The sequence below is a fragment of the Vibrio sp. E150_011 genome, from assembly GCF_053544015.1.
The window spans coordinates 130,796-149,904 of record NZ_JBHFOL010000013.1; the positions used below are offsets into that span (position 1 = coordinate 130,796).

The 19,109-nt window shown below is 46.8% G+C and carries 18 protein-coding genes; all 18 read right to left on the reverse strand.

Annotated features, from left to right (window positions below; genetic code table 11):
• Positions 1 to 10: 10 nt before the first annotated feature.
• Positions 11 to 1,057, reverse strand: coding sequence for a flagellar motor switch protein FliM (fliM, locus tag ACE1OE_RS17960; protein WP_102467636.1), 1,047 nt, complete (start codon positions 1,055 to 1,057; stop codon positions 11 to 13).
• 7 nt (positions 1,058 to 1,064) lie between these two features.
• Positions 1,065 to 1,559 carry a flagellar basal body-associated protein FliL gene (gene fliL / locus ACE1OE_RS17965; protein ID WP_449211860.1) on the reverse strand — a complete coding sequence of 165 codons (495 nt, stop codon included), beginning with the start codon at positions 1,557 to 1,559 and terminating at the stop codon, positions 1,065 to 1,067.
• 104 nt (positions 1,560 to 1,663) lie between these two features.
• Positions 1,664 to 3,550 (reverse strand): flagellar hook-length control protein FliK, encoded by a 1,887-nt coding sequence (locus ACE1OE_RS17970; protein WP_449211861.1) that lies wholly within the window; start codon positions 3,548 to 3,550, stop codon positions 1,664 to 1,666.
• Between the two features lie 170 nt (positions 3,551 to 3,720).
• Positions 3,721 to 4,164, reverse strand: a complete 444-nt coding sequence (fliJ, locus tag ACE1OE_RS17975; protein ID WP_449211862.1) for a flagellar export protein FliJ — start codon at positions 4,162 to 4,164, stop codon at positions 3,721 to 3,723.
• Between the two features lie 13 nt (positions 4,165 to 4,177).
• Entirely contained in the window at positions 4,178 to 5,497 is a 1,320-nt protein-coding gene (gene fliI, locus ACE1OE_RS17980) for a flagellar protein export ATPase FliI (RefSeq protein ID WP_102467632.1), read from the reverse strand.
• Positions 5,497 to 6,297, reverse strand: coding sequence for a flagellar assembly protein FliH (fliH, locus tag ACE1OE_RS17985; protein WP_372060729.1), 801 nt, complete (start codon positions 6,295 to 6,297; stop codon positions 5,497 to 5,499). The genes fliI and fliH overlap by 1 nt, the downstream gene beginning before the upstream one ends.
• 21 nt (positions 6,298 to 6,318) lie before the next feature.
• Positions 6,319 to 7,371, reverse strand: coding sequence for a flagellar motor switch protein FliG (fliG, locus tag ACE1OE_RS17990; protein WP_372060728.1), 1,053 nt, complete (start codon positions 7,369 to 7,371; stop codon positions 6,319 to 6,321).
• Positions 7,371 to 9,077, reverse strand: coding sequence for a flagellar basal-body MS-ring/collar protein FliF (gene fliF / locus ACE1OE_RS17995; RefSeq protein ID WP_449211872.1), 1,707 nt, complete (start codon positions 9,075 to 9,077; stop codon positions 7,371 to 7,373). The genes fliG and fliF overlap by 1 nt, the downstream gene beginning before the upstream one ends.
• A gap of 54 nt (positions 9,078 to 9,131) precedes the next feature.
• Positions 9,132 to 9,443, reverse strand: a complete 312-nt coding sequence (gene fliE, locus ACE1OE_RS18000; RefSeq protein WP_102467628.1) for a flagellar hook-basal body complex protein FliE — start codon at positions 9,441 to 9,443, stop codon at positions 9,132 to 9,134.
• A gap of 137 nt (positions 9,444 to 9,580) precedes the next feature.
• On the reverse strand, positions 9,581 to 11,017 hold the full coding sequence (locus ACE1OE_RS18005; RefSeq protein ID WP_449211873.1) for a sigma-54-dependent transcriptional regulator: 1,437 nt from the start codon (positions 11,015 to 11,017) through the stop codon (positions 9,581 to 9,583).
• Positions 11,017 to 12,093, reverse strand: coding sequence for a sensor histidine kinase (locus ACE1OE_RS18010; protein ID WP_449211863.1), 1,077 nt, complete (start codon positions 12,091 to 12,093; stop codon positions 11,017 to 11,019). The genes ACE1OE_RS18005 and ACE1OE_RS18010 overlap by 1 nt, the downstream gene beginning before the upstream one ends.
• 211 nt (positions 12,094 to 12,304) lie before the next feature.
• Positions 12,305 to 13,765, reverse strand: a complete 1,461-nt coding sequence (locus ACE1OE_RS18015; RefSeq protein ID WP_449211864.1) for a sigma-54 dependent transcriptional regulator — start codon at positions 13,763 to 13,765, stop codon at positions 12,305 to 12,307.
• A gap of 231 nt (positions 13,766 to 13,996) precedes the next feature.
• Positions 13,997 to 14,407, reverse strand: coding sequence for a flagellar export chaperone FliS (gene fliS / locus ACE1OE_RS18020; RefSeq protein WP_102467624.1), 411 nt, complete (start codon positions 14,405 to 14,407; stop codon positions 13,997 to 13,999).
• 10 nt (positions 14,408 to 14,417) lie between these two features.
• The gene (locus tag ACE1OE_RS18025) at positions 14,418 to 14,720 is read right to left on the reverse strand and encodes a flagellar protein FliT (RefSeq protein WP_449211865.1); all 303 of its coding nucleotides are present in this window, start codon (positions 14,718 to 14,720) and stop codon (positions 14,418 to 14,420) included.
• Between the two features lie 82 nt (positions 14,721 to 14,802).
• Positions 14,803 to 16,749 (reverse strand): flagellar filament capping protein FliD, encoded by a 1,947-nt coding sequence (gene fliD / locus ACE1OE_RS18030; protein ID WP_449211866.1) that lies wholly within the window; start codon positions 16,747 to 16,749, stop codon positions 14,803 to 14,805.
• Between the two features lie 58 nt (positions 16,750 to 16,807).
• On the reverse strand, positions 16,808 to 17,269 hold the full coding sequence (locus ACE1OE_RS18035) for a flagellar protein FlaG (protein ID WP_449211867.1): 462 nt from the start codon (positions 17,267 to 17,269) through the stop codon (positions 16,808 to 16,810).
• A 134-nt stretch (positions 17,270 to 17,403) separates the two neighbouring features.
• Positions 17,404 to 18,534: a flagellin gene (locus ACE1OE_RS18040; RefSeq protein ID WP_449211868.1), complete on the reverse strand. Its 1,131-nt coding sequence runs from the start codon at positions 18,532 to 18,534 to the stop codon at positions 17,404 to 17,406.
• Between the two features lie 347 nt (positions 18,535 to 18,881).
• Positions 18,882 to 19,109, reverse strand: a 228-nt coding sequence (locus ACE1OE_RS18045) for a flagellin (RefSeq protein ID WP_277869453.1), incomplete at its 5' end; no start/stop codon positions are given.

Sequence of the window (19,109 nt, forward strand, 5' to 3'; positions counted from 1 at the left end):
TTAAACTCTCTTATTCGTTCTCATCGTCCACATGTTCGAGCTCGGCCATAATATCCTTACCTAGGAAAGCCAAATCCGTTTTCACCACATCTGGGCGTCTAATCTTCTCTGAAACCTGAACCGCCATTTTTTCACCAGTTCGTCCCATTTTTACACGATAGGTTGGTAAATCTTCCACAAACATTGTGGCGTTTTCTGGCATTTCAATTGGAATGATATCGCCGACTTGCAACTCCATCAGGTCTCGCAGTGACACGTCTTTCTCGAGCAGGTTTACACGAAAATTAACGGGCACATCCATAATTTCCTCACGAAGTGCACTGCTCCAGCGAACGTCGGTTTCCATCTTGTCGGATTGAACACCGGCATCAAGCAACTCACGTATCGGTTCAACCATGGAATACGGCATCACAACGTGGAAGTCACCACCGCCACCGTCCACTTCAATATGGAAAGAGCTGACGACAATTACCTCGGTAGGGCTGACGATGTTCGCCATGCTTGGGTTCACCTCAGAGTCCAAATACTCAAACTCCACGCCCATGACCGGCGACCATGCCTCTTTATAGTCCTCAAAAACGGTCTTCATCAGAAGCTGAATAATGCGACGCTCTGTCGGAGTAAACTCACGCCCTTCAATTTTGGCGTGAAAACGCCCATCACCGCCAAAGAAATTCTCCACCAGAATAAATACTAAGCGTGCTTCCATTGTGATCAGCGCGGTGCCTTTCAAAGGACGAAAACGCACCATATTTAAACTGGTCGGGACATACAACGTGTTTTGATACTCGCCAAACTTCATCATTTGGACGCCGTTAATCGACACCTCAGCCGTTTTCCTCAGCATATTGAACAAGCTGATGCGCATATGTCTAGCAAAGCGTTCATTGATCAGCTCTAGCGTCGGCATCCGACCGCGGACAATGCGATCTTGAGAAGAAAAATCAAAATGCACGGCATCGTTTGGGTCTTGATCCAGTTCTTCCTCTACCTCATCAACATCGTCGACACCGTGAAGAAGCGCATCAATCTCGTCTTGGCTTAATAAGTCAGTCACACATTACCTACTGGATTACAAAATCGGTAAAAAGTACACGCTCAATCACTGGCTTTCCAACCACTTGAGAGAGGCTGCTTTGAATATCGGCGGTCGCTTGATCTCGTAATTCGACACGACCGTTTGAGCTTCTCAGTTGATCCACTGAAGCCGATGCAAACGTCGACAACAATGTACTTTCAATTAAAGGAGAATGATAACGCGCTAACTCTTCATTATCGAGCCCACGAACCATCAATTGCGCCTTAATTTGCACCATACGGTCACGCTTTGTTCCTGCCACATTAAAAACGAAAGGTTGCGCGATATTGACGTATGAAATAGGGTCGACCACGACCGTTTGAGCACTATTTTGTGTCGATGACGTCTGGGTCGCTTTAGATTCCGAGCTAAAGAACCAATAAGCCGCACCACCCGCAATGAGTAGCACTAGCAAAGCGGCAATAATGATAATGAGTAGCTTTTTTTTGCTATTGGGTTGTTCTTGAATGTCTTCAGGCATATCGATGTTTACTTTTTGTTTTTCGCTTTTATTTTGGGTAAGTCAGCGTCCATACTGGCCGCCCACTTATCGAGTCGTTTCGCGTTTAGAGCCGAACCCACACATTAGGCATAATAACTTATACCGTCTTCTTTTTTAGAGATATTTGCAGTCATAGTGACACCTTCTTCCATGGTATCAGAATCACCTTGAGCACTTCCTACACCACTTGATGCCTGATCCTGTGGACCATGAGAGGCATGCCGCTGTTGTTGTCCTGAGTTCTGTTGTTGGACAGAGGTGTCTGCCAATTGAATACCTTGTTGAGAGAGCATCTCACGTAGCCTTGGCATCGACTGATCCACCATCTCACGAGTTTGTTGGTTTTGTACGGTAAAGTGTACCGTTGCCGAGTCACTATTCAGTGTCATGCGGATTTGCATGCGTCCCAACTCTGGAGGATCCAATCGAATATCAATTTGTTTCAGATTCTTAGCCATCATCATTTGGATGCGCTCTGACACCTGATCACTCGCGTTTTCTTTTGTTAACACCAATGGCGATTGTACATTTGTCGTGCCCTGGGCTTGGTCCGCTCGAAGTGCCTGGGTACCAAGGGCGGCACCTGCGGCAGAAGCTTGTGTCAGCCCGTTTAATGGCTCACTACCTAGCGTCTGGGTGGGCTTCAACCCTTTCGGATTGGTACCTGCAATGCCTTTTGTCCCTAACAAAGATGCGTCAACCGACGCCTTGACGGCATGACTAGGATCTTTATGAGCTAACATACTTGCCGCCGCAAGCGTACCCGTTACTGCTGAACCTTCATGTACACCTGATGCAGGGAGCTGCGATGATGGCGTATGAGTAACAGACGATTGTGCTTGTGCTTGTGCTTGTGCAGATAATTGCGCCGTTGTTGACTTATCTAGGGTAGCGCCAGCCGCCAGTAAGGATGCTTTACCTTCCAGCTTAGCTTCATTGGAGGTATCAGCTTGAGACCAAACGATCTGAGAAGATTGGCTCTTAGATGGCTGATTTTGCGTTGAATGACTTAGCGGCGAACTAGTATCGGCTTTAACGGTTCCATCACTCGATGCCGCTAATGCTGCTTTACCAGTTTGTGATACCGCCTCGGTGCTTTGAATTGATGTGGACGACGTTGGTGTATCGACAGCGGTTACAGTGCCTGGCACGATAACGTCAGGGTCCGTAACATCAACGGCTTGCGCAGCATTTTCATTCAGCGCTTGATCATCAACTAAGCGAGTAACGTCATTAGAAGCCGCTATTTCGCTAGCGTTTACTACTCGCTCTTCACCAAAAACGGTTGAATCTTTAGAAGCCGTTGCGGCAACGCCTGCCGCGACGAATGCTTGTTCACTGCTATCGACTGAATTGGTTGGTGCGGCTTTCAGTGCCTTGTTTGATTCGTCTAATCGGCTCAACAGTTGAGCGCTCTCATCCATGGTATGTTGAGCGTTAGTATTTTTAACCGGTGACTTATCAGAAGACGGCTCTTGAGAAGGTGTGTTTTGCGCTGTCCATTCCGTCGCGTGAGCCCCTGAAGTGCCTTGTTTTGCGTGACTATCAATCTCCGCACTGGTTGCTCCCGCCGCTAACGCCATTTTATTGACACCTTGCTCTGAACTATCTTCCACTTCATGCTCAGAAGCTACTTCTGCTTGGGAGGCACTAGAGTTATTTTTCGGGGCAACGTCAGTATCCGATTGAATCATTTCACCGTCATCATCGCTGGCCGCCAGCGCTGCATCAGGTATTGATGCGTTATCGGCAACCGAAGTACTCGCCGTATCAGAGCGGTCATTTTTTATTTCTGAACCGTCAAGCTTTTGTTTTTCATCTGAATTACTACCCGTCAATGCGTTTTTCAACGTATCGAAAAAGCCAGCTTCCTCTGAAGATGCTGGGATGTCTTTCGTCGATATAGGGTCGCCACTTGATTTGAGGCTAGACGCTGGCGACACATTATTGCTTAAGATAGACAGACTCATTCCATTCGGGCCTACATAATATTAATGACACGACGAGAGGCAACACACTGCCACCACGCTTTATTGGTGGTTATGATGCAATTTTTATACCGGAGTATTGGAGGGGCTGAAGAAGGTGAATCATGAAACAACATCGTGTTGTCATTATGTGCGTCAAAAACAATAGTAATCTAACTTTGTGTCTTTCTTCGGGCGAATAAAAGATTAGAAAACTCGTCCATTTCTTGTTGTTCTTTTTTATCCGCCAAGCGTGCTTTTTCCTTTGCCTTTTTATCTAGCATCCATTCATACGATCGACGCTGCTTACGCGTGTTATGCCAAAACTCTTGGCAGTCTTCCACCTGTTGCTTGAAGTGTGACTCGGCCGTTTTTTGCTTGGTAAGGGTTTCATCAAGTTGCGTCAAAAAACGGTTCAGGTGGCCGTATTCGCTGGCCGTTAGCCCTTCTTTCCCTCGTCGTACAAGTTGATTACAGTAGTCGAGACGATATTGTTCTATCTGTTTTACCTGCTCATAATAGCCGTCCAATTCAGAGCGTGCTTTATTCAGCGCCAACACTGCTTGTTGTTCATTATCCTTAGCTTGGCTTAATAGAAAATCGAGCGCATTATCCATAAACGATGATCAACTAACCTTGTAATATTTGCTTGAGCATATTCACACACATATCGTACGGAACGCTTTCTTTCATGCTTTGCTGAAGATACTGATCGAGCTTAGGTTTTAACGTAAATGCCGCATCAATAGCAGGGTCAGTACCGGGTTTATACGCACCGATTGACACTAAATCTTGGTTCTTTCGACATACCGATAAGACTTGTCTCACCGCTTTAGACATCAATACATGTTGATCGTCTGTAATTTGTGGCATCACACGACTCACCGACTTCTCTACGTCGATGGCAGGGTAATGACCAGCATCCGCCATTTCACGAGATAACACAATGTGACCATCTAATATAGCTCGTGATGCATCAGCGATAGGGTCTTGAAGATCATCCCCTTCCGTCAACACGGTAAAGAATGCGGTAATCGAGCCTTGGTTGTCATCGCCATTGCCCGCTCTTTCCACTAAGGCTGGAAGCTTAGCAAATACCGACGGTGGATAACCTTTCGTCGCCGGCGGCTCACCCACGGAGAGCGCAATCTCTCGCTGCGCTTGTGCAAAACGCGTTAATGAATCCATAAGTAACAGGACATCAAGTCCCTGATCTCGAAAATATTCGGCAATAGTCAATGCTGTTTGGCAGCCTTTCAATCGCATCAACGGCGAAGAATCGGCTGGGGCAGCCACCACAACGGAGCGCTGACGACCTGTCGTTCCAAGGATTTCTTCAATAAATTCTTTAACTTCTCGGCCACGCTCACCAATCAAACCCACAACGACAACTTGTGCGGTCGTGCCTCGGGTCATCATCCCTAAGGTTACCGATTTACCGACACCAGAACCGGCAAACAAGCCGATTCGCTGACCTTTACCGACGGTCAACAAACCATTGATGGCTTTTAATCCCACATCTAATGGCTCAGAAATGGGTTTACGTGCTAGTGGGTTAATTGGTTGAGCATTGAATGACGCGCGTTTCTCTGTGTATATATCACCTAACCCATCAAGGGGGTTACCTACACCGTCAATCACTCGACCAAGTAACTCCATCCCAACAGGCAATCCTGTTTCAGCCGTCATTGGGGTCACTCGTGCCCCTGGCAAAATACCGGTAATCTGCTCACTGGGCATTAAGAAAAGATGTTCACCAGAAAACCCCACCACCTCGGCTTCCATTTCACCACTCATGGTTTCAACTTTGCACAAACTGCCGATTGGGGCTTTGCAACCCGTTGCTTCTAGCGTCAAACCAACCACTCGGACAAGCTTACCTGAGGCAACTGCGCGTGATTTATGCCCAGACACTTTATACTGTGCCAGGCGGTCAGACAGCCCCTGCATCAATCAGCACCTTGGTGACGGTTGGTCCCACAAAAACTTTGCAATACACTGCGAATGCGTTCTTCCATTTTGTAGCTCACGCTCGATTCGCCCGCTTCAATTTGCACATCGCCACGACTAAGAGCGGGCTCAACGACCAGAGTCCAGTTACGGATATCTAACTCAGCATCTCCGTACGCGGCGCGAATAATATCGACATCAGCTGGGTGAAGCTTAAGCGTAATAGCATGGCCGGCAATAGGCAGAACCTCAACGGATTGCTTCACTGTATCGAGAATAAACTGAGGGTTGGTCTGCACCTCAACGTGCACGACTTCTTTGACTAAAGTCAGTACCATATCCACTAGCTGCTTTTCAACTTGATGGTTCATCAGTTCAAGCGGTTGAGCGAATTGATTAGCCATGCCCATGAAAATTTCGACCTGTTGTTTAATGTATTCTTCACCGGCAGCAACACCTTCGGCTTTACCAAGATCTAACCCTTCTTGATGGCCAGCCGCTAGGCCTTCTTCTTTGCCCTTTTCAAACCCTTGCTTAAATCCGGCTTCTTGTCCTTGAAATAAGCCTTCTTGATAAGCGCCTTGCTTGATGAGTTCAATCTGCTCTTCGGTTAGCTCAAACGGTGCGTCTTCTAGTACGGGTTCATCGCTAGGTGTCCAGCTTGGATCGTAGTTAAATGCAGTTTCGCGGGCTTGTTGGTTGGTTTGCGATGTGTAATCAGGCAAACCCCACGAGTGCGCGGATTCCATTGTATTATCTTCTGAAGGACGCAAAAAACCGCGCTTTCTATCTCCAGCCATGATTGTTACCTTTCATTGGCATTACAAGAATTCGTCCGCACCACCAGAAAGCATCAACTCTCCGCTGTCGGCCATTTTTCTCGCAATGGTCAGGATCTCTTTTTGCGCCGACTCTACATCAGCGACACGGACTGGCGGCATTGCCTCAATATCTTCACGCATCATATCAGCAGCACGTTTAGACATATTGCCAAAGATTTTCTCTTTAAGGCCTTCATCGGCACCCTTGAGTGCACGTTGCAAGACATCTTGCGGGACGTCTCTAAGCAGTTTCTGAATACCTTGGTCATCAACCTCAATAAGGTTCTCAAATACAAACATCAGGTCTTGGATATAGGTCGCCATATCTTCGTCTTGGTCGCGAATTTGATCCATGAGTATGCCTTCGACACTGTTGTCTAGGTAGTTCATGATCTCCGCCGCTGCTTTCAGGCCACCGATCTTCGCGGCTTGAGCCCCCGCCTGACCAGCAAACTGTTTCTCCATAATTTCGTTCAATTCTGCCAGAGCCGAAGGTTGTACTTCTTCTAGGTTGGCAATACGCATCATAAGGTCAAGACGAACACGCTCTGGAAACTGCGATAAAATTTCCGCCGACTGGTCCGCTTCTAGATACGACAGGACAATGGTTTGAATCTGTGGGTGCTCATTAATGATAATGCTGGCGACCTGACGAGGGTCCATCCACTTCAAAGAGTCCAAGCCTTTTGAGCCGGTCCCCAATAAAATTTGGTCCACTAAGTTGTTGGCCTTGTCTTCGCCCAGTGCTGCCACCAAGGTATTACGCATGAAGTCTTCACTACCCATGCCAATATTGGTGTACTTTTGAATATCTTCTAGAAATGCACGATGCACCGCACCGACCTTGTCTTGACTCAAATCACTCGCTCGCGCCATTGCGCCGCCCACACGCTGAACCTGTTTGGGTTCAAGGTGACGAATAATGCTGGCCGCGTCTTGTTCATTTAAACTCAGCAGTAAGATGGCGGCTTTTTCTTCACCACTAATGTTAGAGATATCGACGGTGGTATCGGCCACCTGCCCACCATTACTGGGTATTAAGTCATTTGCCATTAGTTTTCAACCATCCAATTTTTCACAACTTGCGCAGCAAGCTCCGGCTCATTCGCCACCAGCGCTCGAACTGCTTTCAAGACGTCTTCATCTTTGTGTAAGTTAGGTAAGTCAATCCCGGTGCTAAACTCAAACAATTCACTACTATCGATGTCCCCACCAATCAAACTTGTCTCACCATCGGCTCCAAGTGGTAAGCCATCTGGGCCATAAAGCTGATCATCGCTTTCTTGCACCGCAGGATTAAGAAGTTTTTTCATTGCTGGACGGATTAAGACCAACACAACAACAATGATGACCATTGCGCTCGCAAACCAACGAATCCAGTCATTGAAGTTAGGGTGCTCCCACAAAGGTACATCCGCGAGTTGTTCCGTCACGGGGGTCTCAAACGTCATGCTCAATACATTGAGTAGATCGCCTCGACTCTCGCTAAAACCAACCGAACCAATCAATATTTGTCGGATTGCCGCCAGTTCACTTTCAGAGCGAGGCACATAGGTGACATCGCCAGTATCAGGGTTGACTTGTGCACGGTTTTTAATGGCAACGGCAACCGTCTGTCGGTTCACCACGCCACTTTGCTTACGCTCATGACTGATGGTGGTATCTAATTCAAAGTTACGAGTCGCTTCTTTATGCACGGAACCTTGTCCAAGCATCGAGCCGTCCTTCATTTGAGCGACGTCGGTTGGAATGGAGGCGTCAGCGGGGGGCTGATTACTTAATGCGCCGGGTACACCAGCGACGGCATTGCCGTTATTGTAATCTTCAAGTGTGTACTCACTTCTCGTCGCTGGAGTGTTGGGGTCAAACTGCTTTCGAGTTTGCTCAACAGCACTAAAATCGAGTTCAATGTCCACCTGCGCGGTATAGTTACCCAAACCTAAAATGGGGATTAATACCGAGTCGATTTTCTCACGCAGAGCTTGCTCTTGGTTTTGCTCAAGTTCTTGCTCTTTTCTTCTTGCCGCTGAGGTCGCATCTTGTGAGCCGGAGCTTAACAATCGGCCGTGCTGATCCGTGACCGTGATTCGAGTGGTCTTCATGCCAGGTACAGCACTTGCGACCATATCAACAACCGAGTCGACTTCTTGACGCTTAAGCACAGAGCCCGTAGCCAGCGTAAGGAAAACCGAGGCGGAGGCTTCTTGGTTATGACGGACGAAGACACTTTGCTTCGGCAGGGCTAGTAGAACACGCGCCCCACGAATTTGCTTCATTTGTTCAATGGCTTTACCAAGTTGCCGCTCTCGACTCAGCTTCAAGCGCTCTTGTTCAAGACGCTGCGAGACACCGAAACCCATGTCTTGCATTAGGATATCGTCGCCAGTATTGGAAGCGCGATTCAAACCAGCTCGCACCATATCAAGTTTCAAGTTGCTGTATTGACTAACCGGCACACTTAGGGCATTGCCCTCAAGCTTATATTCGACTTTTTTCTGATCAAGATAGTCTAGGACCGGAATGAGTTCTTCCGTTTCATATACCCCTAATGGACGCATTTCAGGCTCTTTCACCCAAAAAAACAGCATCACAATCAAGGCCACACAAATCGAAATTGAAAGGACTAAGACAATCTGTCTTAAAAGGTCGAGGTCACCCACCGCCAAGTCAAACTTAGAGCTGCTTTTCTCGTTGATGTCCGGGTTTTGACCGTCGATGAGATCTGAACTCGCGACCATACTGGAATCCGCGCCATCCATTACCGTTACATCTGTTGAATGATTATCTTGAGCCACTGTCTACTACTACCTAAATTATACGGGCATATTCATGAGCTGTTTGTAGGCATCAACAAGCTTATTTCGCACTTGGATAGTCGCCTCAAAGGCTACGCTGGATTTGTTTCTGGCAATCATGACATCAGAGAGCGACACATCGGCATCGCCTCGATCAAAACGCATCTGCAAGTTACCCGACGATTTTTGTAGTCCATTCACATTGTTTACTGCTTGTGAAAGCATGTCACCAAAGTCTGCACCCACTTGCTTTGCGGTTGGCGTCGCTTGTGAGCTTGATGCTTCCAGCATCATGGCGTGCATCTCAGTGTTTAATCCATCTACTCTCATGCTTTCTCAATCACTGTCACTTTCTTGACAGTGTCCTTCATTTGTCAGCGCTGTATTAGTTATCAGCAAAAATTATGCCATGAAATGTATCACAATGACTAGCAGCAACACGGTGAAAACACGACGTCAACAGTATTCTAATTAGAAATTTCAATGCCCGCGTCACGCATTTTCGCTAGCTTGTAACGCAAGGTACGTGGGCTAATACCCAGTTTCTCTGACATTTCTTTACGGCGACCTTCGCACTCTTTTAAGGTCTCGAGAATAATGGCAAATTCTTGGTCTCGCAGCTCACCGCCTAGCCCTTCTCCTACAGACATCAATTTATCAACACTATGTGTCGGGTCGGCAATTGGCGCGACAGCTGGTGTGGCGGGAACTTGCTCCGTCACGCTTTCCGTATTGGGGTTGGCGACCGCTTGCTGCAAGCCTACCGCATCCTGCCAATCAACACCTTCTAACAGGATATGTTCAGGGGCAATCGTCGCGTGGTCACAAAGAATCAGCGCTCGTTGCACAACATTATCGAGTTCACGGACATTGCCAGGCCAAGGATATTGCATGAGTTTAGTCAGCGCCGACTCACTAAATGTTGGCACTGGAAGACCTAACTTCTGGCAGTGTCTTTCTGTTAAATGTGTGGCTAAAGGCGCGATGTCGCCCGTACGCTCGCGAAGTGCAGGCCAAGAAATTGGAAAGACGTTCAAGCGATAGTACAAATCCTCACGGAAATTTCCCTCTTGGACATATTGTTTGAGATCGCGGTTACTGGTCGCAAGAACACGAACATCTAACGCGATGCTTTTTCGGCTTCCTAGACGTTCAACTTCTCGTTCTTGCAGAACACGTAATAGCTTCGCTTGTAGATTAAGCTCCATCTCACTGACTTCATCGAGTAAAATGGTGCCGCCCTGCGCTTGCTCAAACTTTCCCGGACAAGCTTGTATTGCGCCAGTAAACGCGCCTTTCTCATAACCGAATAAGGTCGCTTCCAACATATTATCTGGTATTGCTGCACAGTTAATGGCAATAAAGGGGCCATTAGACCGCAGCGACTGATTATGAATATAACGCGACATCACTTCTTTACCCGACCCGCTCGGCCCAAGCACCATGACACTAGCATCCGTTTTAGCCACTTTGTCCGCCAGCGCCAGTAATTGAATACTCTTCGGATCGGCGACAATAGCATCACCATTGCTCTCCGATTTTACCGGAGCGTAACGACTCACCATATTCAACAGTACTTCAGGTGCAAACGGCTTCGCCATATAATCAATCGCGCCTTCTTTCATCGCAGCAACAGCGTCTTCAATATTGGCATACGCGGTCATAAGCAAAACCGGTAAATTAGGCCAGTGCTGCTTAATATTTCTAAGTAGCGCTAGACCGCCCATTCCCGCCATTTGTACGTCGGAGACGACAATATCGACAGGTTGGGTTTTTAATTTCACCAAGGCATCTTCAGCACAATCCGCTTCTACCCAGTCGTAGCCTGCGAGCGCTAATGTATCGACGAGCGCCTCACGCAACCCCTCGTCATCCTCTACAATCAATACTTTGCTTTGAGCCATCATTCTTGTCCTTGTTGTGTTGCGTCAGAAGCAGGCTGTTCTGCAAGAGGCAGGCACATCGTAAAACACGCCCCTTCACCTACTTCTGAAATCAATTCGAGTCGACCGTTATGGGCGCGACACACCATTTGCACCACCGCTAAACCCAAGCCTGTGCCTTGCGAGCGAGTGGTAAAAAACGGTTCCATTATGCTTTGCTGTAATTCTTTAGGAACGCCAGGACCATTGTCCTGTACTGAAATCTTTAGTTCATTGTTTACAGGGCGAAAAAACACATCGACTTGTGCTTCTTTCCCGCTAATCTGCACCGCATTTAACACCAGGTTACTCAACGCCGATGCGATCGCATTCGCATTACCCAGCAGTTCAACGTGGTCTTGTTCCACTTCGATGAAATAATCGATGTGATTACTTTTCAACGCTGTCTCAACCATCGGTTGGTACTCAGCAACCAAGTCCTTTAATGAAAAAGGCTGAACCACTTTGTTGTCGCCTCCCTTAGCAAACAACAGCATGTCATTCACCTGCTTCTCGAGGTCGTGGAGTCGATCCACAAGCTTGATTTGAAACCGTGAACGTGTGGCGTCATTCAGGTTAGGCGCTCCTAGGTTGGAGGCATATAACATGGCGCTCGATAACGGCGTGCGTACCTGGTGAGCCAATGACGCCACCATCCGTCCTAACGAAGACAAACGTTGTAAGTCACTGACTCTTGACTGAAGCAGACGCGTTTCGGTTAAATCGGTGATCAGTATCAGTTGCCCCGTCGAAGAGGCGGAAATCGCTAGGCGTACCTTCCGTCCATTACGTAATGACACCTCATGACCATCATCTTCTTTAGGGTCAAAAACTACCTGAATCAAATGAAACCATTTTTGACCAACGAGTGGCAATTCAAGAATTCGGTGCGCCTCAGGATTCGCTTCCCTCACCACACCCTGGGTATCCAATAAAATGACACCAGCAGGCATTGCTTCTATAACTTGCTGATAACGCTCCACTTGTGATTCCAAAGAATCTAAATGTGAAGACGACGGCTCGTTCAGATCGGCGGCATCATGTGACGACAAGTTCATGGATGAAGCATTCCTTTTTCTTTGCCAAGCGCAGCACGTGTGACATCGTAGATATGACGCCGACACTCCCAGCTTAGAATATACAGTTCTGTAAAAACAACTTAAGCCCGTAATGCAAAAGGCATGCCGGGCTTAAGTCTTTGTTTTATAACGATCATAGCGCGTCAAAAAAATGCCGCGTCAATATTTAGCGTGACTCACGTCACGTAGGCTAGCGATTTAGACTGTATTTTCTCATTTTCTCTACAAGCGTTGTTCGTCTCATTCCAAGCATATCCGCGGCGCGAGCAACAATGCCATCTTGAGCATCTAGTGCTTGGTTGATCATATTCACTTCCAAGTCTGCCAGCATCTCTTTCAGATTGACCCCTTCCGCGGGTAACGCTTGGGGGGCGTTATAATCGTCGATTTCTGGCTCACTGAGGCTAAAATCATCAGCAAAAATACTGTCAAAAGCATCTCGCTCTTGTTCTTCCACCGTTTTAAAGGCATTCATTTCAGGCTGGAATTCCGGGATATCACTATAGCGATACTTCACTGGTAAGTGATTGACATCCACCAAGCTGTTCGGGTACAGAATCACCATTCTTTCCACTAGATTCGCAAGCTCTCGTACATTCCCCGGCCAATCATGTTCCATTAACGAGTTCACCGAACGCGGTGTGAAACAGATAGGTTCTCCCCCTTCCGCCTCTAAGCGAGTTAGGAGTTCTTGTAGCAAGAGTGGGATGTCTTCTTTTCGGTCTTTTAATGATGGCATTTCAATTGGAAACACGTTCAAACGGTAGAAAAGATCCTCACGAAAATCTCCACATTGAATCATATTTTCCAGATTGCGGTGAGTGGCAGCGACAATACGCACGTTGGCCTTTAACACCACCGTCCCGCCAACACGCTCAAAGACTCGCTCTTGCAAAACTCGCAGTAACTTGACCTGCATCGACATTGGCATATCGCCAATTTCGTCTAAAAATAATGTCCCGCCTTCTGCTAGCTCAAAGCGGCCTTTTCGAGAAGTAATCGCGCCTGTAAACGCTCCCTTCTCATGACCGAACAGTTCACTTTCGAGAAGATCGGGGGGAATCGCCCCACAGTTGATAGGTACAAATGGCCCACCACGGCGGCTCGAATGATAATGAATATTGCGGGCAACAACCTCTTTTCCCGTCCCTGACTCACCCAATATAAGTACGCTAGCTTCCGAGCCAGACACTTGCTCAATAAGGTGTCGTACGTCTTGGATACCCTTACTTTGGCCAACAAGGCTTCTAAATAAGGTGTTTTTCCGACTGTTCGAGGGAACCTGAACGCCTTTGCGCCCTAGAAAATCTTGGCAATGTCGCAGCGCATCACTCAGTTGCGGATAATTCAAAGGTAACTCAAGCTCACCAACATAATTCGTCAGTGGCTCTACCATTCCAGAGAACTCGCTCGTGACAAGCAACGGCACGTGATTACTCTGAGAGAGTTGAGATAATAAGGCTTCAGAAAAGGTAGGGTGACTTACTGCCCCTACAATGCAACCTGACCATGCTTGGGACCAATCAACTTGATGGATATCACTTGAAGGAATCGTGACACAGTGCTCGCCGACAAACTCTAAAATGGTGTTTAGATTGGTACGAATTTTCTCATCGTCAGCGATGACGAGTAATTTAGCTAAACCATGCATCTTGTGAGAGTAACGCCTCGATAAAAAATGATCACCAAAGTAACGTCAAATATTTGTCATTGCACTCTATAAGCGCCACTCACTTACCAATTGGTCACTTTATACAATTGACTTTATAAAATAGCGAGTTGGAAACAAAAAAACGCCATCTGGCATCGGATGGCGTCTATTCTATTGACAATAACCTTATAAGGCAACTTCATCGCCCTCAGTTTAAGAGGTTAATTCCGCTTAAATACCGACTTCTTCCGCGGTTAAATTGTGAAAACCCGCTGGGATTTGGTCCCATGCAGACTTAATTTCGCGGATAATATCGATAACGTCGTCGATAGGCTCAGGGTTATTATGATGATTGGCTTCCGTGATCTGAGTGATCATAAACTCATAAAGTTGGTCAAGGTTCTTCGCGATATCCCCACCATCGTCCATCGAAAGGCAGCTGCGCAATGCAATAATAATATCAAGCGCTTTACCGATACGCTCTCCCTTCACAGGGATATTGCCTTGCTGCATCGCCGCTTTGGCTTGAATCAGTCTTTCTATCGCTCCGCCCATCAGCATCTGGATGACTTTGTGCGGTGAGGCAGCACTAAGCTGGCTGTCTACGGATACTTTCTTGTAAGCTTGTAATGAACCACGCATCACTGTCCTCTCAAATAAATTTTTGGTACTGCTGCAAAGATTTTTTACCATGTCGGTATTTTCTGAGCGACAGTCCGAGTTGTTCGGTTTTAGAGTGCATCTTGGTGGTGACGTGCTGGGTCTGTTCAACCGCTAGCCGCCACTCCTCACTCTGTTTTAAACGAGGGTTACGCTCACAAGCAGCAATCAACGTCTTTATTATCTGTTCTCTTGTATCGACCAAGGTGTGAATTTCTTCAGTATTTAACTCAAGATTTTCCAAATGTGATAGCAATTGGTGATCCGTATCACGTAGTTGTTTGAATATCGTCACTTCCCAGACCTTTTCCCATCATTAACAGCAAGTTAAATAGTCTAATGTCTCGTTTTGCCGTGTCACTCAAAGTGTACCTACGTTAAGACAAAGCATTCATCATTCCTGCCAATTGTGATTGCATCTTTCCGGTCGCATCTTGCATCGCAGCAAACTTGTCATGGGTCCGTTTTTCCAGCCCCTCCATGCGTCGATTTAGCGTCACTTGGTCATCGTTCAGGCTATAATTTCGCTCTGTTAAACTTTTCTCACGAGTTCGGATTGAACCCGTCACACCAGTCATACTATGAATGGCATCTTCGACCTTTTTCGCAAAGCCATTATTACCACCAAAAAAATCTTCTAGCTTATTGAAATTGTTATTCAGCTGCTTATCAAGCATCTGGTAATTGATTTCTAGGTTACCTTGTCGCGTGGTGGTAATACCGAATTCTGTGAGTGTTTTAAGGTCATCGGGTGCCCCTTCCACAGAGCTTGAGAATACGCTTTTCAAACGCGAGTCTGCGCTTCGGACTACACTATCACCGGCTAATGGCCCAGTTTGGCCCGTCGTTGGGTCGGCCTTGGCCAAGTCTTTGGATACGTGGAAGAATTGGTTATAGGCATCAACAAACTGCTCGATGTCCGCACGGACACTTTGCCTATCGTACTCGACGCCGATTTCAGCGGGGCGCTCACCGGGTTGGGTGGTACCTTTTAAGGTTAAATCAACCCCTTCGATCGCATCCTCAATGACGTTATTGCTACTTGCGAGCTCTGCGACCCCATCAAGCACAACAATAGAGTCTTGCGCGCCTTGAACTTCAGCCATTCCCTTATAGATTTGTAATGAACGCTGAGCTTCCGCTAGTTCCGCTTGCGTTGTTTCAACTTTCTCAATTCGCTCACGCTCTTCTGGTGTGAGCTTTTCTCGTTCAATCTGTTTCGCTTCCGCTTCATTCATGTCACCATCAGCAACCGCTTTAGCAATGGCCGCTTTTTCCGCTGCTAGTTCTTGTTCTAACTTTGCTTGTGCTTCAGCTGGTGTGACATAAGAATCGGTGAGCGTTCCTGAGGCCGTATTGGTCCAACCCGGTACTTCTTGGGATTTGGCCAATGCCTTATCGTCGAGTTCAGGCTCTGGTGCTTGGTAGGAATCCATCAATGTGCCTGATGCGGTCTCAGTCCAGCCAGGAATGGTATCTTCTGGGCGGCCAGATGTTGCCTCTTGTTTCGCTTGCGTATCAATATCACTATCGGCCGCAGTGTCATCTAGTACTGCGTTGTCATCGTCAACGACATCTGCTTGAGTCTTTGCTTCTTCATCCGTCAATGTCGCATCAGTCGCGGTCATTTCGGAGGATTGGTCGGGAAGCCCCAATAATGCTAGAGCATCAGATTGAGCTTGTTCAAGGTCTTTTACTCGTTGTTCTATCGTCTTGTACTCAAAGCGAAACAGTTCATTACCAGCCTCGGCTTCGACATCAATTAGAATGTTTTTTTCGGCGCCAGATTGGTTCGCAGCAACGATCAGGCGAGGTCCGTTCATATCTTTAATGATTGAGGCGCGGATACCAGGATTATCGCGAGCACCGTTAATCGCTCGAACGACATCAACAAGTTTAGAGTTTTTACCAAGAGATAGGTCGAAGTTATCTTCGCCTAGAGAAATTTGCAACTTACCCGGCCCAAACCTCGTGTCATCAGGGACAACATCGGAGGCCACTTTATGGCTCTGAGCAAGTTGCAATACATCGACTGCATATTTGCCAGCAATCGCATCCGTAGAGGCGGTTGCCGTGACAACATTTTCTTCAGAAGTATCCACGCTGCGCACTGCAAACGCTTTTTCCTGACGAAAGTTTGCCATTAGGTTTTTCATCGTATCTAGTGACTCTCTGAGCCGCCCATAGGCACTGATACTGGAATCAATTTTAGTGCGTTCATAGTCAATACGCTGCTGCTTAGGTACGCGCTCTGCATTGACTATTTTACTCACCATGGAATTGATATCCATGCCAGAAGACATCCCTATCGGGCCCATATTCACCAAACCGCTTCAAGTTAATACATTCACTATACGCCTACATTAGTGCGTAAGGTGTTCATTAAACTCGCATGTCGATACTGACAGAGGCGTGTTTTTCAAGGCGTTCGAGAACAACAAGTAAATCTTCATCCGGTACCTGGCGAATAATTTCGCCGGTATCGCTGGCAAAAATGGTCACAATATGTCGCCCTGATTCTTCGTCCTGACGGATCGATAAACTGGTGTTCATCGTTGTCAAAAACTCATCTAGACGTTCGACCATTCTTTCACGTTCAACATCATTAAGATCTTGACGTTCTTTTGCAATATGTTGAATAACTTGCGAAGTCTTATCTTTTGCTAAGGCTTCATTCTCGTTTTTTTTCTCAGGGTTAACCCTATGAGTCTCAGGTGTCTGATTGACCCGATTCTCATTTGACTGACTCTGCGTTGCCGCACTTGCTGTATTATTTGAAGCAATTTTTGTGCCACTAGACGTGGCAAAAGGCTGAATGTTCGATGCGTAGGATGAAATATCCATAACAGTCTCCCGTTTCTCACCTTAATTGCCCATGTTTAGCCCAATACCTCATCGTTATTGGGCTAAACATGGTAATTGACGGTTACCATAATGAACCGTCAATACGACTTGCCTAAGGTTGTACTTGCCTTGAATTAACCTAACAAACTAAGTGCTGCAGACGGTGATTGTTTCGCTTGCGCCAGAATCGAAGTACTTGCTTGCTGCAAGATCTGGTTCTTGGTCATCGCTGTCGTTTCTTTTGCATAATCCGTATCTTTGATGCGGCTGTTTGATGCGTTTACATTCTCGTTAATGTTGCTGAGGTTGTTAATCGCATGGTCAAAACGGTTTTGGAATGCACCTAAGGACGCACGTTCTGAATCGACGTTTTTCAACGCACCATCAATAATCGCAACCGCTTCTTGAGCCCCGCTAACCGATGTGACATCGATATCTTTTACCGTGACGTCTTTTGCATCACCAATGCTCAGTTCAGAAGCCAAGTTACCGCCAAACTCTACATCACCAGTAACTTTTTGATTCGCGGCAAAGAGCTGCATTTTCCCGTCTTCACCAACAGACGCTTTTACATCGCCGCTTTGGCCGTTGATGTAAGTAGCGAGTTGTTCAATGTCATCACCTTGTTTGGCTGTGATTGAAAGCTCAACTTCTTCACCTTGTTTATTGGTGTAATTCATCGTTAGCTGTGCATCTTGACCTACGCGCCAACTCGCATCTTTGCCTTCTTCAGAGGCATAGCTTTTGCCGCCCATACCTGCTGTGTCAGAACGCATGTTGCCCATAGACAACATGACAGCCTCACCCGAGTCAGCACCGATCTGGAACGATTGTGTTCCGTACGTGCCGTTAAGAAGGCGGTTACCACCAAATGAAGTGGTTTCAGCGATACGGTTTAGCTCGTCGTTTAGCGCCGTCACTTCTTCTTGGATAGCCACACGCTCTGACTTGGAGTTAGAACCATTTGAAGATTGAAGAGACAAATCACGCATACGTTGCAAGATGTTAGTAGTCTCATCCATTGCCCCTTCTGCGGTTTGTGCGATTGAAATACCATCGTTGGCATTTTTCACTGCCATGTCTAGACCACGGCTTTGTGCATTCAAACGGTTAGAAATTTGTAGACCCGCAGCGTCATCTTTTGCGCTGTTGATTTTATAGCCAGAAGACAGACGCTCCATTGACTTGGTGGTGTTCTCTGCAGCTGTGCTTAGATAGCGCTGCGCTGTCATTGCAGACACGTTAGTGTTTACATTAATCGCCATAAATTGATCTCCTTAGGCATTTTTGGGTAGATGGCCGCCGAGTCTCTCACCTCACGTTGGCACATCTATATCATTTCTCTCATTCCCTTTAACGGCGACTAAATTAGAACCTTTAGGAAAAAAAAACGCTTTTTGGCTAATTAATTCAATTGATTGGGCAAATGTGATCCTGATCTGGCATAACGTACTCACTGAATTATTGATTTTTTTTCAAATAAGCACGCTCTAGCGATCATTCAAACGAAAAAAAACCAGAGCATAAGCTCTGGTTTCATAATAAAGAGTCGCGACGATTATGAACAATAACGATTCAATCCAAAACGCTATCAATTCACAACGTGATGTCGTTAACCTAGCAGACTCATTGCCGCTTGAGGCGCTTGCTTGGCTTGTGCCAAGATTGAGCTTGAAGCTTGAGAAAGAATTTGGTTCTTCGTCATCTCAGTGGTTTCTTTGGCGAAGTCAGTATCTTTGATACGGCTCTTCGAGGCATTCACGTTTTCGTTAATGTTATCAAGGTTGTTGATCGCATGGTCGAAACGGTTTTGGAATGCACCAAGTTCAGCACGGTGGCT